The following is a 14,876-nucleotide window of genomic DNA, read 5'->3' as shown; positions in this document are numbered from 1 at the left end:
TATTAGGCACGCCGCCAGCGTTCATCCTGAGCCAGGATCAAACTCTCCAATAAAGTTAGTTTGTCTAGCATCTAAAATAAAAATTGACGTTTCACGTTGTTTGTTTCGTTTAGTTTTCAAAGTTCAACATCGCGTTTCAGCGACTTTTATAATTTAACACTTCTCGTTAAATCTGTCAACAGCTTTTTTCTTTCGTTGCTGACGACGCTTATTAATTTACCATATTAATCATTTAATAGTCAACACTTTTTAAAAAAATGCCAAAATAATTTTATCTTGGCATGATATAAAGCTTAATAATCACTAATGCTGCCACACCCGGTAAGCCTAACAAACTCGTTATTGCTGCTGTCCCCATGTTAATCGGGATATGAAAATCAAAATATGTCCCTACAACATTTACGATAAAAAGCAATGCTATTCCTAAAGTAACATGAAAAATCACCTTACCTATAAAACGTAACGGCTTAGAGGCAACACCAAAAACAAGAAAAATAAATACTAAAGTAAGAATGCCAACAATAATAATTGTAGAATTCATTTTTTCCTCCTTATGAATGACCTATACATCTATTTGTATGGGACAAGACAATAAAAAAGAACAGTTATCATATGCAGCATCTCTTTTATATAAACTAAATAAAACAATACCTCAGCATTTAAAAAACAAAATAAAAAGGCCTGCTTAGAAAGCAGAACCTTTTACCATTGTTCCATTTTTACAGGACGACGCTTTGCTTCTTTCAACAAAAAGAAATATTTCGCCTCTGCTATTTTCAAAGAACAAATGACATCTTGAGACGGTTCTACACTTTGTTCGACCATTCTCTTCTGACGTAACCACTCATTCTTCACTTTTTCCAAAAGTACAATTAACTTATCGTCATACTCTTTACGCAATTTACCCTTTTTTTGAAAGAACATTTTCGTTTCTCCTCTTATACTTCTCTGCGACCTTCTAACGCTTTGGATAATGTCACTTCATCTGCATATTCTAAATCTCCACCAACTGGCAGACCATGTGCAATACGAGTTACTTTAATGCCTGTAGGTTTTAAGAGGCGGGAGATATACATCGCTGTAGCTTCCCCTTCAATATTAGGGTTTGTTGCTAATATCACTTCTTGTACCGTTTCATCATGTAGTCGCTTTAAGAGTTGCGGGATATTAATGTCTTCCGGTCCAATTCCCTCCATAGGAGAAATCGCACCACGTAACACATGATATACACCTTGATACTCTTTCATTTTTTCCATCGCGATTACATCTTTCGGTTCTTGTACGACACAAACAACTGATTGATCTCGATGTGAATCATTACAAATATAACAAGGATCACGATCAGTAATATGTCCGCATACAGAACAGTACGCTAAATCTCGCTTCGCATTTACAAGTGCTTTCGCGAAACCTAACACATCATCTTCTTTCATATCTAATACGAAAAATGCCAATCGAACCGCTGTTTTCGGTCCGATACCTGGCAACTTCATAAAACTATCGATTAGTTTTGATATTGGTTCTGGATAATGCATGTATCAATATCCTCCTAGAACATTCCACCTGGTAAGTTTAAGCCTTTTGTAAATTTACCCATTGTAGAGTTTGAAAGCTCATCAGCCTTTTTAAGTGCATCATTTGTTGCAGCTAATACTAAGTCTTGTAGCATTTCGATATCTTCTGGATCTACAACTTCTTCTTTAATCTTCACCTCAAGAATTTGCTTGTGACCATTTGCGATAACTGTAATCATTCCGCCGCCAGCTGTACCTTCAACTGTTTTTTCACCAAGCTCTTCTTGTGCTTTCGCCATGTCCTTTTGCATCTTTTGCATTTGTTTCATCATGTTATTCATATTTCCCATTCCGCCACGCATCATAATTAATTCCTCCTAATTATTATTACTCTTTTATTTCAATGAGTTCTTGCCCTACTAATTTCACTGCCTCTTCTATAAGAGGATCTCCCTTTTTCTCTGGGCTTTCTTCAGACTCTCCACCTTCACGTTGTAAAAAGTCTTCACGGATTTTACCCCATTCACTTTTTGGAATGGCAATCATATTTAACCTTTTACTTAGCAATTCAAATAAAGCTTGTTCTACTGTATCCATAGCTTCTCGATTTTCGCTCGCCATCTTACAGTGAATCTCATATTGAAATGCTAAAACGTAAGTGTCATCTGAAGCTGCCACTGGTTCGCTATTTTCTAGTAAAACAGCAAACGCTACTTTGTTATATGATTTGAGTCTTCCTAACAACTCACCCCATACAGCTTTTAATTGTTCTAAATCTTGACGCTTCGCTTGTTTTAATACTTCATTTACACGTCCGACAGGAATCTTCATACTTCCTGTTCTTACCGGCTTTGGTGTTGCACGTGTCTCTCTTACTTCCTGTTGTACACCAGCTGGCACACCGTTCTTTTTAACTTGCTCTAACTCTTTCTCCAGTTGCTGCATCCTGTTCATAATTGCTTGCAAACGATCTGTACCATTTGCTTGCATCATAAACTGTTGACACAATTGCACCATAACAACTTCTAAGAAAATACGCGGATGATTTGTCCACTTCATTTCCTGTTGTCCCTTACTAAGGGTATGAATAATCTCATAGATCACTTCCGGTTGCATTTCTTCACTCAACTTACGGAATTGATCATCTACAATTACTCGTTCCAACATATGTTCTAGTTGCGGTGAAGTCTGATATAAAAGCATATCACGATAATAGTAAATGAAATCCTCCATAAAACGAACTGGATCCTTCCCTTTACTCATCATTTCATCTATGATTTGCAATGCTCTTGATACATCATTTTCACGTATGCATTCTACTAAATTGCCTAAGTATTGCTGAGAAACAGATCCTGTTACGGCCAATACATCTTCTGTCGTAACGGTCTCATCACTATAAGATATAGCCTGATCAATAAGACTAAGTGCGTCACGCATACCACCTTCAGCAGCACGCGCAACAATTTGTAATGCCTCATCTTCCACTTGCGTACCTTCATTTGTCACGACCGTTGATAATCTCTCAACAATATCATTCACTGATATTTTTCGGAATTCAAAACGCTGACAACGTGAAATAATTGTAGGCGGGATCTTATGAGGTTCTGTTGTCGCCAAAATAAAGATAACATGTCCTGGCGGCTCTTCTAAGGTTTTTAAAAGCGCATTGAATGCACCCATAGAAAGCATGTGAACTTCATCAATAATGTATACTTTATATTCTACAGCACTTGGAGCATATTTTACTTTATCTCTAATATCTCGAATTTCATCTACACCGTTATTTGAAGCCGCATCAATTTCTAATACATCTGAAATGGATCCTTGTGTAATTCCTAAACAAGAAGGACATTCATTACAAGGTTCAGCTACCGGAGCATGTTCACAGTTAATTGCTTTTGCAAATACTTTTGCAATTGTCGTTTTTCCTGTTCCCCTCGGGCCAGAAAATAAATAAGCATGTGAAACTTTCTCTTGAAGAAGGGCATTTTGCAACGTTTTTGTCACGTGCTTTTGACCGACTACATCTTCGAACTTTTGCGGTCTCCATGTTCGGTATAACGCTTGGTATGACACGAAAATACGGCCTCCCTCAAAGGTTATTATCTCATTTATTATAACCCATTCTGTTTATAGATTCCAAAAGTTATTTTCTATACAAAAAACTCACCTTTGTATTAAGGTGAGTTTTGTATACATATATAACTGCCGTGCACCCTCCGTCGATTACGTACCATAAGCGTTACTCAAGCAGTTAGCTCGGTTCAGGCACTCCTGCGGCACACGAGAAGACCCGCTTATTGCTGCTTCCTTCCGGACCTGACAAGGTTCACGGGGTCCCGTTGCGCAGGACCCAAACGTCAACACCACTTACTTAAGGCAGACCTTACAGCAACATAACCTCGAGAGGGGATTCGGCCTCGCTAGAGCGGATTGCGAGTATAGGGCACCGCTACCTCCCCGCTTAGCACGGCAAAGTTAAAACCAATATTCGGTTGCCTTCATTAAAGGCATTATCAGTATAACTTGTTTCTTTATAAAATGCAAATACGTTAGTTCCCAGTATTCTTCTCTAATTTTTTTATTGCTTTTCTTTTTTTACGAAGCTCTCTAAAAAAGCTTGTTAACAACGTACCGCATTCTTCCTCTAGTACACCAGATACTACTTCACATTGATGATTGAAGCGTTCATCCGTTAAAAGATTCATCAATGTCCCTGCACATCCGCCCTTCGGATCACTTGCACCATATACAACTCGCTTCACTCGTGATAAAACAATTCCACCTGCACACATTGGACAAGGTTCTAATGTTACATACAATGTTGCATCTTCTAAACGCCATGTCCCTAATTTTTTACACGCCTCATCTATCGCTAGCAACTCAGCATGAGCTATTGATCTCTGCTCAGTTTCCCTTAAATTATGGGCAACACTAATTACCTCACCATCTAACACTATAACTGCTCCAATTGGTACTTCCTGTATTTCCTCTGCCTTTTTAGCTTCTTCTATCGCTAATTGCATAAAATAAATATCTTGATCTTGTTCCATAACATAGTCCTTTCATTACAAATAAAGTACACTTATTTCCATTTACTACACAGGGGATAACTTTTACAAATTCAATCCACCCTAAAAGAAAAAAGAGAGGGGATTACATATGAAAAATACCGCCTTGCTCATTATCGATATGATTAATGACTTTCAATTTTCCCACGGACCCATTCTAGCTAAAAAATGTGAAATTATAACAAACCCTATTTTACAATTAAAGAAAAAAATGAAATCCTTCGGCTGTCCTATAATTTACGTTAATGACCATTATCAACTGTGGAGATCTGATATCGACCAACTTATTACTCATTGTACAAATGAATATAGCGAAAACATAATCCATAAGATTGCTCCAAGTTCTGATGATTACATTTTTATTAAACCACATTATTCCGCTTTTTATGAAACACCTTTAAATTCATTACTAGGTTATTTAAAAATAGAAAATCTAATATTAACAGGGGTTGCCGGAAATATATGTATTCTATTTACAGCTAATGATGCTCATATGAGAAATTATACATTGTATGTACCAGAGGATTGTATCGCCTCTAACAACGACCAAGATAATATACATGCTTTAAAAATAATGGAAACTACATTGAAAGCAACTATAACATCATCAACCAAAATAAAATTTAATTAATACATATATCTATTTTCTAACTTTTTATATCAAATTAACCCGCTCGCTTCCCTCTTGTGCTACAATAATTCTGTTTTGTGTTTTTAGTAGTCACGGTAAATCACTGATTGAAAGGAGGAAACAGCGTGACCGGAGTACCATTTATCACGGTTGAAGGACCAATTGGTGTTGGAAAAACTTCACTTGCGAAGGAAATTTCAACTCACATGCAACTCCACTTACTAAAAGAGATTGTTGATGAAAATCCCTTTTTAGGAAAGTTCTATGAAGACATCGACGAATGGAGTTTTCAAACAGAGATGTTCTTTCTTTGTAATAGATACAAACAATTAGAAGACATTAACATAAAGTATTTGAATCAAAGGAAACCAGTAGTAGCGGATTACCATATCTTTAAAAATTTAATTTTTGCATCCCGCACATTAAAAGACTCCCAATATGACAAATACATGCAAATTTATCGTATCCTTACACAAGATATGCCTGTGCCAAATGTCATTGTTTATTTAACAGCTAGCCTAGAAACATTGCAAAAACGAATCGCCATGCGCGGAAGAGAATTTGAAAAAAACATGGATCCAAATTACTTACTACAGCTCACAAAAGATTATGAAACAGCAATGGATGCTTTTAAAAAAGATCATCCGGAAATACCAGTATTGAAATTTAATGGAGACGATATGGATTTTGTAAAAAATCCTGATGATTTAAACGTCATCCTATCTGCCCTTCAAAATACTCTCTTAAAGGAGTCGAAATAATAATGAATTTAAGGCAAAAATATGATATACCCAATGACGCAGTAATCACTATCGCCGGAACGGTAGGTGTGGGTAAATCAACTATGACAACTGCATTAGCTAATGCTTTAGGTTATCGCACATCATTTGAAAAAGTAGATTCCAATCCATATTTGGACAAGTTCTATGCGGACTTCACTCGCTGGAGCTTCCACCTACAAGTGTACTTTTTAGCAGAACGATTTAAGGAACAAAAAAGAATTTTTGAATATGGTGGCGGTTTTGTTCAAGATCGTTCCATTTACGAAGACACTGGAATTTTCGCAAAGATGCATCATGAAAAAGGAACAATGACGGAAACTGATTATGAAACATACAAAGGTTTATTTGACGCTATGGTCATGACTCCTTACTTCCCTCATCCAGACTTATTAATTTACTTAGAAGGTTCTTTCGATGATATTGTCGATCGTATTCAAGAACGCGGGCGCCCAATGGAACAGCAAACACCAATTGAGTACTGGAAAGAAATGCATGGACGTTATGAAAACTGGATTAACAACTTTAATTCATGCCCTGTATTACGCTTAAATATTAATGAGTACGATATTTTAAAAGATGGTGATTCAATCGAACCAATCATTAAAAAAATTGGCCATTTTTTAAAACAAACACGTAAACTTGTAAAATAAAAAACCCGTGCATATGCACGGGTTTTCCTATTAAATTACTTCTTCTTTGTTGGAGCAATAATTTCACTCTCAGGTTTTCCTGCGTTAATACGCTGACGAACAGTACTTGTACTAATATCGTATGCTTCAGCAATCTCTTTAACAGTCATTTCTTTCCCGTTAATTACTGCCGTTAATACTTTACCTGTACGTTTTGGAGCCGCCGCTTTCTTTACAGCTGCTTTTTTAACTTGTTTTGGCGCCTCTACTTTACTCGTAGCTTGTTTTACATCACAAGTACAACCACAAAGTTTACGGAATGTATCATCACTAATAATGCGTGATACGTTTGCACCACTGTTTAAAATTCTATTGTTCTTACAGACAGGACATTGTACATAATATAAAGTTTTTCCATCTAAAGGAAACGTTTGTATAATAAGATCCATGTTGACTCCTTTCATATCTATGAAGATAATCATCGGAATATGAGTGTGTAATAAGGACAAAATTACCTTACACCATACTTTATGATTGGTTTTAAAATAAAAACTCGTTACGTGTTGGTAACGAGTTCTCCAATCTCCACTTATATGCGCTGTTGTCAATTATATCTGGAGGAGGTAGAGGGATTCGAACCCCCGCGCGACTCTCGCCGCCTGTCGGTTTTCAAGACCGATCCCTTCAGCCAGACTTGGGTATACCTCCATATTGACATCAAATATAATATCAAAAGAAAAACAGTTAGTCAACCCTACTAAAATAAATTATGAGGAAAGGAAAATTTTACTTTCCCCTTCCTACATTACAGTACTGACAACGCTCATAATTACCAATCACTCATACCGATGAATGTTTAAATTTACTTAATAACTGTTTTTCCTCCCATATAAGGGCGAAGAACTTCTGGAATTATAATTGTACCATCTTCTTGTTGGTAGTTCTCTAAAATAGCTGCAACCGTACGTCCGATTGCAAGACCAGATCCATTTAATGTATGAACATGTTCTGGTTTTCCATTTGGCTCACGGCGGAAACGGATATTTGCACGTCTCGCTTGGAAAGCTTCAAAATTACTACAAGAAGAAATTTCACGATATGTGCCATAGCTTGGAATCCATACTTCAATATCGTATTTCTTCGCTGCTGTAAATCCTAAATCGCCTGTGCACATGCTCATAACGCGATATGGCAACTCTAATAATTGTAACACGCGTTCTGCATCATTTGTTAATTTTTCTAATTCTTCATAAGAATCTTCTGGTTTTACGAACTTCACAAGCTCTACTTTATTGAACTGATGCTGGCGAATTAAACCACGTGTATCACGACCAGCTGAACCTGCTTCAGAACGGAAGCAAGAGCTAAATGCAGCATATCTTATAGGCAATTGCTCTTTATTTAAAATCTCATCACGATGCATATTCGTTACAGGTACTTCAGCTGTTGGAATTAAGAAGTAATCTTCACTTTCAATACGGAATGCATCTTCTTCAAACTTTGGAAGTTGTCCTGTTCCCGTCATACTTGCACGGTTTACCATATATGGAGGTAATACTTCTTCATATCCATGCTCATCAGTATGAAGATCAAGCATAAAGCTAATTAAAGCACGCTCTAATCTTGCACCAGCACCTTTGTAAAATACGAAGCGGCTTCCTGTTACTTTCCCAGCGCGTTCAAAATCTAAAATTCCTAAATCAGTAGCAAGATCCCAATGTGGTTTTGGCTCAAAAGTAAATTCTTTCACTTCTCCCCAAGTACGTGCTACTACATTATCATCCTCTGTTTCACCAACTGGAGCAGATTCATGAGGGATATTTGGAATAGATAACATTAATCTTTCTAAGTCTTCTTCAACTGTACGAAGTTCGTTATCAAGATCCTTTACTTTTTCTCCAACCTCACGCATTTCTAAAATTAGAGCCTCTGCATCTTTCTTTTCGCGCTTTAATACAGAAATTTGTTGAGATACTTCGTTACGTTTACTTTTTAATTCTTCTGTCTGAACAAGTAGTTCTCTTCTTCTCGTATCAAGTTCTTCAAAACGGCCGAAATCAGTTAAATCTTCGCCTCTATGCTGTAATTTCGCTTTTACTTCTTCAAAGTTTGTACGTAAAAATTTAATATCAAGCATTATATACTCCTCCTTTTATTTTATAAAACACAAAAAACTCCCGTCCCTATATAAAGGGACGGGAGTTAACCCGCGTTGCCACCCTAGTTGAAAGCATTACCGCTTTCCTCTCAAGTAGAAATAACGGCTCTTCACCGGGAATGCTTACTAATCCAAAAGATATTCCACATTCCATTCCAGGATGGATTCGCAAACTGTTTCTATCGATTTCCACCAACCATCGACTCTCTATAAGAAACGACATTTGTTACTATTTCCTATCAACACGCTTATTTTATAAAATTGTTACCATCAATTTACTATAATCTTATACAAGTTGCAAGTTACTTATACAACTTTTTTCATTTTCGCTTCTTTTACCATTTCAACAAAGTATGCTGTCACACGATGATCATCTGTTAATTCCGGATGGAATGAAGCAGCTAAAAACTGATCTTGTCTTACCGCTACCATTCGATCACCATGCTTAGAAAGCACTTCAACATTATCAGCTACTTCTACAACATACGGCGCACGGATAAATACACCAATGAAGTCTTCACCCACGCCTTCAATTGAAAGCGCAGCTTCAAAACTATCCTTTTGGCGTCCGAACGCATTGCGCTCAACTGTAATATCCATAGCACCAATATGTGCTTCTTCATAGCCAATAAGTGTTTTCGCAAGAAGAATCATCCCTGCACATGTACCAAACATTGGTTTACCAGACTTTGCAAATGTACGAAGTGGTTCCATGAAAGCATACTTATCAATAAGACGGCGCATTGTTGTACTTTCACCGCCTGGTAAAATAAGACCATCAATCTCTTCAAGTTGCTCTATACGCTTTACAACAACAGCTTCTGCACCACTTGCTTCAACTGATTTTACATGCTCACGAACTGCACCTTGAAGACCTAGTACACCAATTTTCACCATTTTAAAGTTCTCCTTTAATTACCATCCACGCTCTTGCATGCGTTGTTCTGGTAATAACGTTGAAATTTCGACACCCTTCATTGCATTACCTAATCCTTTAGAAAGGCTTGCAATTAGTTCGTAATCTTCATAATGAGTCGTTGCTTCAACGATTGCACGTGCAAATTTCTCTGGGTTTTCTGATTTGAAGATACCAGATCCAACAAATACCCCATCAGCACCAAGTTGCATCATTAATGCTGCATCTGCTGGTGTTGCTACACCACCTGCCGCAAAGTTTACAACTGGTAAGCGACCAAGACGTTTAATTTCAAGTAATACTTCGTAAGGAGCGCCAGTATTTTTTGCATATGTCATTAACTCATCTTCACGTAGACTCGCAACTTGACGGATTTCTGCATTGACTTGGCGCATATGACGCACTGCCTCTACAATGTTTCCTGTTCCTGGTTCACCTTTTGTACGAAGCATAGATGCACCTTCTGCAATACGACGTGCAGCTTCTCCGATATCACGGCAACCACATACAAATGGAACTGTGTAATCACGTTTATTTAAATGGTATACTTCATCAGCAGGAGTTAATACTTCACTCTCATCGATATAGTCTACCCCTAATGATTCTAATACACGTGCTTCTACAAGGTGACCGATACGGCATTTTGCCATAACCGGAATTGACACCGCACCCATAACTTCTTCAACAATTGTTGGGTCTGCCATACGAGAAACGCCACCTGCTGCACGAATATCTGCTGGTACACGCTCTAATGCCATAACGGCAACTGCGCCTGCCTCTTCTGCAATTTTTGCTTGTTCAGCGTTAACTACGTCCATAATAACGCCGCCTTTTTGCATTTCTGCCATTCCACGTTTTACACGTTCTGTCCCTGTTACATTTGTCATGTACAAAAACCCCCCTAGGTGAATTGCTTTCCCCCGTTAAAGGCGAAAATTAAGAATACTCTTACATTCTACCACTAACTATCAGATGCTTGTCTACTACTTTTTCATAAAGTCGGTATGAAAAATAGGAATAAAAAAAAGCTCCTATCATGAGGAGCTTTTAAAACCAACCTTTTACTGTATCAACAGCACTATTCCACATGCCACTAAAGAATGAACCAATTCCGCGCATAGCACGAGTAAACCAGTTTGCTTCTTCTACTTCAGATGTTGTTACAAGATCCACTTGCAGTGACTTACCAGTTAAAAATCCAGGGTCGTTTGTATCTTTTGGCGTAATTACCATTTGACCAAGCGCAGCTCCCTTTTTAATAGGTGCTTCTTGTCCCTTACTTGATTCTTTTAATTCCGTTTTATAAACATCTTTACTTCCTTTTGGCACTGGAAGTGAAATTGCTTGTTTCGTTTGAACTGCTACATCTTTATCTTTCGCATTTTCTACTCGTACTGTTTCTTGTCCTTTTACTGAAGAACCTTTTTTATACATTTGTTTTACTTCAAAGTTAGCAAATCCATAATCATATAGCTTCTTTGTTTCATCAAAACGTGCTGTATGAGAACTTGTTTTAATAACTACAGAAATAAAACGCATTCCGTTTCTTTCAACCGTACCAGTGAAGCAATCTCCTGCTTCTGGAGTTGAGCCTGTTTTTAGGCCGTCTACGCCATCATATTCTTTAACTAAGCCCTTTAACATCCAGTTCCAGTTCGACATTGCAAACTTCTCTTTTTCTGGACGGAATTCTTTTTTAGGGATTTTTGCTGTATCTAACACTTTTGGATAATCTTTAATTAAATGTTGTGCTAAAGTTGCAACATCCTTTGCAGACATTTTATTTTCTTCATCCGCTGTTGTTCCTTCAGGATGCATTCCCTTTAAATCTTTATTCGTTAAACCTGTAGAATTGACAAATTTATAATTTTTCAACCCTAGTTCTTTCGATTTATCATTCATCATTTTTACGAAGTCTACTTCTTTACCTGCAATTGCTTCTGCTAATGCAATTGTTGCACCATTTGCAGAAAAGATTGCCATTGCCTCGTATAACTCTTTTACTGTATAAGAGCCACCATTTTCTAATGCAACATTTGATAATGAAGCATCTTGTGAAACCTTATATGCATATTCAGAAACCTTAATTTTCTGGTCCCACTTAAGTTTTCCTTTATCCACTGCTTCGTGAACTAAATATTCACTCATCATCTTTGTCATACTAGCAATGGATAATAATTCATCTGCATTCTTTTGATATAAAATTTTCCCAGAATTCGCTTCTACTAAAATTGCCGCACCTGCTTCAATGTTTAAAGCGGCTCCTGTTTCAGCTGATGCATTGCTATATGGCATAAAAATGCTACAAGCTAGTGTAAGCACTGTTACCAAAGCAATGAATCTTTTGCAAAACATACCTTTCACTTTTGCTACCCCCAATATCTATGTACTCACATAACCGTTATTCTAACATAATCAAAAAAAAATAGACAGAGATATCAAATCTCTGTCTATTTGTATATAAGACATTATAATGAGTAGTTTGGAGCCTCTTTTGTAATTTGTACGTGATGAGGATGACTTTCACGTAAGCCAGCACCTGACATACGAATGAATTGTGCGTTTTCGCGTAAGAATTCTAAATCCTGTGCTCCGCAATATCCCATACCTGCACGTAAGCCACCAACTAATTGGTGAACTGTATCTGCTAAAGGTCCTTTATATGGTACTCGTCCTTCAATACCTTCTGGGACAAGTTTTTTATTGCCTTCTTGGAAGTAACGATCTTTACTTCCTTTTTCCATCGCACCGACAGAACCCATACCACGATACACTTTAAATTGACGACCTTGGTAAATTTCAGTTTCTCCAGGGCTTTCTGCAACACCTGCAAACATGCTACCTAGCATAACAACATGTGCTCCTGCCGCTAAAGCTTTCACCATATCACCAGAGTACTTAATACCGCCATCAGCAATAACTGGAATGCCGTGTTTACGAGCTTCTGTTGCACAATCATAAACCGCAGTTAATTGTGGTACACCAACACCGGCTACAACGCGTGTTGTACAAATAGAACCTGGTCCAATACCAACTTTAACTACGTTTGCACCAGCTTCAATTAGTGCTTTCGTTGCTTCAGCAGTAGCAACATTTCCAGCGATAATATTTAGTGATGGATATTTAGCACGAACTTCTTTTACCTTATCAATAACGCCTTTAGAATGCCCATGTGCTGTATCAAGTACAATTGCATCTACACTAGCTTTTACTAATGCATCAATACGAAGCATAGCATCCGCTGTTACACCAACTGCTGCTCCAACTAATAAGCGTCCTTGCTTATCTTTAGCAGAGTTTGGGAATTCAATTACTTTTTCAATATCTTTTATTGTAATAAGCCCTTGTAATACACCGTTATTATCAACAAGAGGGAGTTTTTCAATTTTATACTTTTGTAGGATCTTTTCAGCTTCTTCCAGTGTAGTACCAACTGGAGCTGTAATTAATTGTTCTTTTGTCATTACGTCAGAAATTTTGATTGAGTAGTCTTGGATGAAGCGCATATCACGGTTTGTAATAATACCAACTAATTTTCGCTCATCTAAATTATTTACAACCGGTACACCTGAGATACGATATTTTCCCATAAGATGTTCTGCATCATATACTTGATGTTCTGGCGTTAAGAAGAAAGGATCTGAAATAACGCCGCTTTCAGAGCGCTTTACTTTATCAACTTGCTCTGCTTGTTGCTCAATAGACATATTCTTATGAATAATTCCTAAACCACCCTGGCGAGCCATTGCAATAGCCATGTCAGCTTCTGTTACTGTATCCATTCCTGCACTAATTAACGGGATGTTTAGCTGTAAGCTTTCAGATAAAACTGTTTTAACACTTACTTCTCTTGGTAATATATCTGACCTAGCTGGTACAAGTAATACATCATCAAAAGTCAAACCTTCTTTAACAAATTTAGATTCCCACATAATTGTTCCCCCTATGATACCAGAAATTATTATTAGTAGCTTATCAATTGGTTAAAATACTGTCAAGGACGTATATATATGTTAGAATTTTTAGACAATAAAAGGAGCGTAATATATGCATCAAACATCTTGTACTTGGCAGCAGTTAAGTTTCTTTTTTTCATCTCAAAACGTACAACGTTATCTTGCCCGTTGTTACGAAAAATCCTCTATTCAGGATGCCGAAAAAAAAAGTTTTGAAAATTGTTATCCCTTTATTTATTACTTAGAACACGGGAAAAATTATTATGAATTATATAAGACAGCTCCATTTTCCATTCAACCAATGTTGTTATTTTATGGAATTAGTCAACTTTTTAAAGCATGCCTACTAACTATTGACCCTAACTATCCTGAATCCACTACTGTTTTAGCTCATGGCGTTACAACTCGCAAACGAAAAAAACAAGGGTATCAATTTTTAGAAGATGAGGTGAAGGTACAAAAAAACGGATTATTTACTCATGTTGCAGAACAACTGTTTCACATGAAACACTTAGAAGCAGAAAAATTTAACATGTTAGAATTAATGGGAAATATTCCAGAATTACAAAATTTATTTCGTTATAGTCAAAAAGGATCAACTTTATATAAAATCGATTCAACAATTAAAAATGAGCTCTCCTTTTCAGTCAACCTACTAGATCGATTACATATGACTAAAGAGAGATTTTCTCGTTACATTGAAACATCTTGTAAGCATTTATCAATACAGCACGTACCTGAGAAGACAAATGAATCGAATTTACTTTTTACAGCGCCCATTCAATCATGGAATCCTATGTACAGTACTCCTTTATACTATGAACATCTTACTAATACTTATTATTTGCCACTTACGACTGATCCTAGAAATCCTAAGCCAATATTACCTGAACTCCTCATTCATTATTTATTGCTCTATAATTTAAGCATGATTTCTAGGTATGAAACAGATTGGTGGTATGACTTACTTGGTAGTTATAGTTCTGAAGATTATCCATTTATTTATCAATTTTTAAGTATTTCTGCTCAAAAAATCCCTTACTATATTTCAAATTTTTTATTAATGGAACCAAATCTATTTCATGGGAAATAAAAAAAACACAAGTCAAATGACTTGTGTTTTTAGTTGCTTGGCGACGTCCTACTCTCACAGGGACAAGGTCCCAACTACCATCGGCGCTAGAGAGCTTAACTTCCGTGTTCGGTATGGGAACGGGTG

Annotated in this window: 16 protein-coding genes, 1 tRNA gene, 1 rRNA gene, 1 other RNA gene and 1 other annotated feature; of the genes, 4 read left to right on the top strand and 15 right to left on the bottom strand. The window is 36.9% G+C overall.

All coding sequences use genetic code 11. From position 1 onward, the window contains the following. Nucleotides 1-271: 271 nt before the first annotated feature. The 7 genes from GBN78_RS23760 to tadA form a co-directional block, all read right to left on the bottom strand. Nucleotides 272-541 (bottom strand): pro-sigmaK processing inhibitor BofA family protein, encoded by a 270-nt coding sequence (locus GBN78_RS23760; protein ID WP_001089273.1) that lies wholly within the window; start codon nucleotides 539-541, stop codon nucleotides 272-274. 161 nt (nucleotides 542-702) lie between these two features. Beyond that, nucleotides 703-924 carry a YaaL family protein gene (locus GBN78_RS23755; RefSeq protein WP_000466019.1) on the bottom strand — a complete coding sequence of 74 codons (222 nt, stop codon included), beginning with the start codon at nucleotides 922-924 and terminating at the stop codon, nucleotides 703-705. 14 nt (nucleotides 925-938) lie between these two features. Further along, nucleotides 939-1,535 carry a recombination protein RecR gene (gene recR, locus GBN78_RS23750; protein WP_000559169.1) on the bottom strand — a complete coding sequence of 199 codons (597 nt, stop codon included), beginning with the start codon at nucleotides 1,533-1,535 and terminating at the stop codon, nucleotides 939-941. Between the two features lie 14 nt (nucleotides 1,536-1,549). Continuing rightward, nucleotides 1,550-1,876: a YbaB/EbfC family nucleoid-associated protein gene (locus GBN78_RS23745; protein ID WP_014894853.1), complete on the bottom strand. Its 327-nt coding sequence runs from the start codon at nucleotides 1,874-1,876 to the stop codon at nucleotides 1,550-1,552. A gap of 25 nt (nucleotides 1,877-1,901) precedes the next feature. Further along, nucleotides 1,902-3,590: a DNA polymerase III subunit gamma/tau gene (gene dnaX / locus GBN78_RS23740; protein WP_000121576.1), complete on the bottom strand. Its 1,689-nt coding sequence runs from the start codon at nucleotides 3,588-3,590 to the stop codon at nucleotides 1,902-1,904. A gap of 132 nt (nucleotides 3,591-3,722) precedes the next feature. After that, nucleotides 3,723-3,987, bottom strand: an RNA gene (ffs, locus tag GBN78_RS23735) — signal recognition particle sRNA large type. Between the two features lie 79 nt (nucleotides 3,988-4,066). Then, complete coding sequence (tadA, locus tag GBN78_RS23730) at nucleotides 4,067-4,567, bottom strand: tRNA adenosine(34) deaminase TadA (RefSeq protein ID WP_000434332.1); 501 nt, start codon at nucleotides 4,565-4,567, stop codon at nucleotides 4,067-4,069. 109 nt (nucleotides 4,568-4,676) lie between these two features. Between tadA and GBN78_RS23720 the strand changes: the two genes are divergently transcribed. From GBN78_RS23720 to GBN78_RS23710, 3 genes are all read left to right on the top strand, one after another. Further along, nucleotides 4,677-5,216: a cysteine hydrolase family protein gene (locus GBN78_RS23720; protein ID WP_000798712.1), complete on the top strand. Its 540-nt coding sequence runs from the start codon at nucleotides 4,677-4,679 to the stop codon at nucleotides 5,214-5,216. A 125-nt stretch (nucleotides 5,217-5,341) separates the two neighbouring features. After that, entirely contained in the window at nucleotides 5,342-5,977 is a 636-nt protein-coding gene (locus GBN78_RS23715; RefSeq protein ID WP_000148218.1) for a deoxynucleoside kinase, read from the top strand. 2 nt (nucleotides 5,978-5,979) lie between these two features. Further along, complete coding sequence (locus tag GBN78_RS23710; protein ID WP_001053585.1) at nucleotides 5,980-6,648, top strand: deoxynucleoside kinase; 669 nt, start codon at nucleotides 5,980-5,982, stop codon at nucleotides 6,646-6,648. A 35-nt stretch (nucleotides 6,649-6,683) separates the two neighbouring features. Here the strand turns inward: GBN78_RS23710 and GBN78_RS23705 are convergent, their stop codons facing one another. The 7 genes from GBN78_RS23705 to guaB all read right to left on the bottom strand — a co-directional run bounded on the left by GBN78_RS23705 (nucleotide 6,684) and on the right by guaB (nucleotide 13,633). Beyond that, nucleotides 6,684-7,076: a sigma factor-like helix-turn-helix DNA-binding protein gene (locus tag GBN78_RS23705; RefSeq protein WP_000364196.1), complete on the bottom strand. Its 393-nt coding sequence runs from the start codon at nucleotides 7,074-7,076 to the stop codon at nucleotides 6,684-6,686. 166 nt (nucleotides 7,077-7,242) lie between these two features. After that, nucleotides 7,243-7,335: transfer RNA gene (locus tag GBN78_RS23700), tRNA-Ser, on the bottom strand. A gap of 154 nt (nucleotides 7,336-7,489) precedes the next feature. Beyond that, nucleotides 7,490-8,764 carry a serine--tRNA ligase gene (gene serS / locus GBN78_RS23695; protein ID WP_000884186.1) on the bottom strand — a complete coding sequence of 425 codons (1,275 nt, stop codon included), beginning with the start codon at nucleotides 8,762-8,764 and terminating at the stop codon, nucleotides 7,490-7,492. 51 nt (nucleotides 8,765-8,815) lie between these two features. Continuing rightward, nucleotides 8,816-9,037: a binding site (T-box leader), on the bottom strand. Between the two features lie 54 nt (nucleotides 9,038-9,091). Continuing rightward, complete coding sequence (gene pdxT, locus GBN78_RS23690; RefSeq protein WP_000238783.1) at nucleotides 9,092-9,682, bottom strand: pyridoxal 5'-phosphate synthase glutaminase subunit PdxT; 591 nt, start codon at nucleotides 9,680-9,682, stop codon at nucleotides 9,092-9,094. 18 nt (nucleotides 9,683-9,700) lie between these two features. Next, nucleotides 9,701-10,588, bottom strand: coding sequence for a pyridoxal 5'-phosphate synthase lyase subunit PdxS (pdxS, locus tag GBN78_RS23685; RefSeq protein ID WP_000186165.1), 888 nt, complete (start codon nucleotides 10,586-10,588; stop codon nucleotides 9,701-9,703). Between the two features lie 160 nt (nucleotides 10,589-10,748). Continuing rightward, nucleotides 10,749-12,056, bottom strand: a complete 1,308-nt coding sequence (gene dacA / locus GBN78_RS23680) for a D-alanyl-D-alanine carboxypeptidase DacA (protein ID WP_125653127.1) — start codon at nucleotides 12,054-12,056, stop codon at nucleotides 10,749-10,751. Nucleotides 12,057-12,169: 113 nt separating this feature from the next. After that, nucleotides 12,170-13,633 (bottom strand): IMP dehydrogenase, encoded by a 1,464-nt coding sequence (gene guaB / locus GBN78_RS23675; RefSeq protein ID WP_000264088.1) that lies wholly within the window; start codon nucleotides 13,631-13,633, stop codon nucleotides 12,170-12,172. Nucleotides 13,634-13,748: 115 nt separating this feature from the next. Between guaB and GBN78_RS23670 the strand changes: the two genes are divergently transcribed. Continuing rightward, on the top strand, nucleotides 13,749-14,750 hold the full coding sequence (locus GBN78_RS23670) for a YaaC family protein (protein WP_000554288.1): 1,002 nt from the start codon (nucleotides 13,749-13,751) through the stop codon (nucleotides 14,748-14,750). Nucleotides 14,751-14,785: 35 nt separating this feature from the next. Here GBN78_RS23670 and rrf read toward each other — a convergent pair. Next, nucleotides 14,786-14,876 (bottom strand): 5S ribosomal RNA (gene rrf / locus GBN78_RS23665); the annotation flags it as partial.

This window comes from Bacillus sp. B2-WWTP-C-10-Post-4, from assembly GCF_009183805.1.
GTDB classification, from domain to species: domain Bacteria; phylum Bacillota; class Bacilli; order Bacillales; family Bacillaceae_G; genus Bacillus_A; species Bacillus_A cereus.
The sequence above is the reverse complement of the archived record's forward strand: the minus strand, read 5'-3'. Positions and strand labels throughout refer to the sequence as shown.

Coding starts and splice junctions, on each gene's coding strand:
- guaB (WP_000264088.1), bottom strand. CDS start 13,633: ATGTGGGAATCTAAATTTGTTAAAGAAGGTTTGACTTTTGATGATGTA.
- serS (WP_000884186.1), bottom strand. CDS start 8,764: ATGCTTGATATTAAATTTTTACGTACAAACTTTGAAGAAGTAAAAGCG.
- GBN78_RS23745 (WP_014894853.1), bottom strand. CDS start 1,876: ATGCGTGGCGGAATGGGAAATATGAATAACATGATGAAACAAATGCAA.
- GBN78_RS23720 (WP_000798712.1), top strand. CDS start 4,677: ATGAAAAATACCGCCTTGCTCATTATCGATATGATTAATGACTTTCAA.
- GBN78_RS23755 (WP_000466019.1), bottom strand. CDS start 924: ATGTTCTTTCAAAAAAAGGGTAAATTGCGTAAAGAGTATGACGATAAG.
- GBN78_RS23670 (WP_000554288.1), top strand. CDS start 13,749: ATGCATCAAACATCTTGTACTTGGCAGCAGTTAAGTTTCTTTTTTTCA.
- GBN78_RS23760 (WP_001089273.1), bottom strand. CDS start 541: ATGAATTCTACAATTATTATTGTTGGCATTCTTACTTTAGTATTTATT.
- GBN78_RS23705 (WP_000364196.1), bottom strand. CDS start 7,076: ATGGATCTTATTATACAAACGTTTCCTTTAGATGGAAAAACTTTATAT.
- GBN78_RS23710 (WP_001053585.1), top strand. CDS start 5,980: ATGAATTTAAGGCAAAAATATGATATACCCAATGACGCAGTAATCACT.
- pdxT (WP_000238783.1), bottom strand. CDS start 9,682: ATGGTGAAAATTGGTGTACTAGGTCTTCAAGGTGCAGTTCGTGAGCAT.
- pdxS (WP_000186165.1), bottom strand. CDS start 10,588: ATGACAAATGTAACAGGGACAGAACGTGTAAAACGTGGAATGGCAGAA.
- tadA (WP_000434332.1), bottom strand. CDS start 4,567: ATGGAACAAGATCAAGATATTTATTTTATGCAATTAGCGATAGAAGAA.
- dacA (WP_125653127.1), bottom strand. CDS start 12,056: ATGTTTTGCAAAAGATTCATTGCTTTGGTAACAGTGCTTACACTAGCT.
- recR (WP_000559169.1), bottom strand. CDS start 1,535: ATGCATTATCCAGAACCAATATCAAAACTAATCGATAGTTTTATGAAG.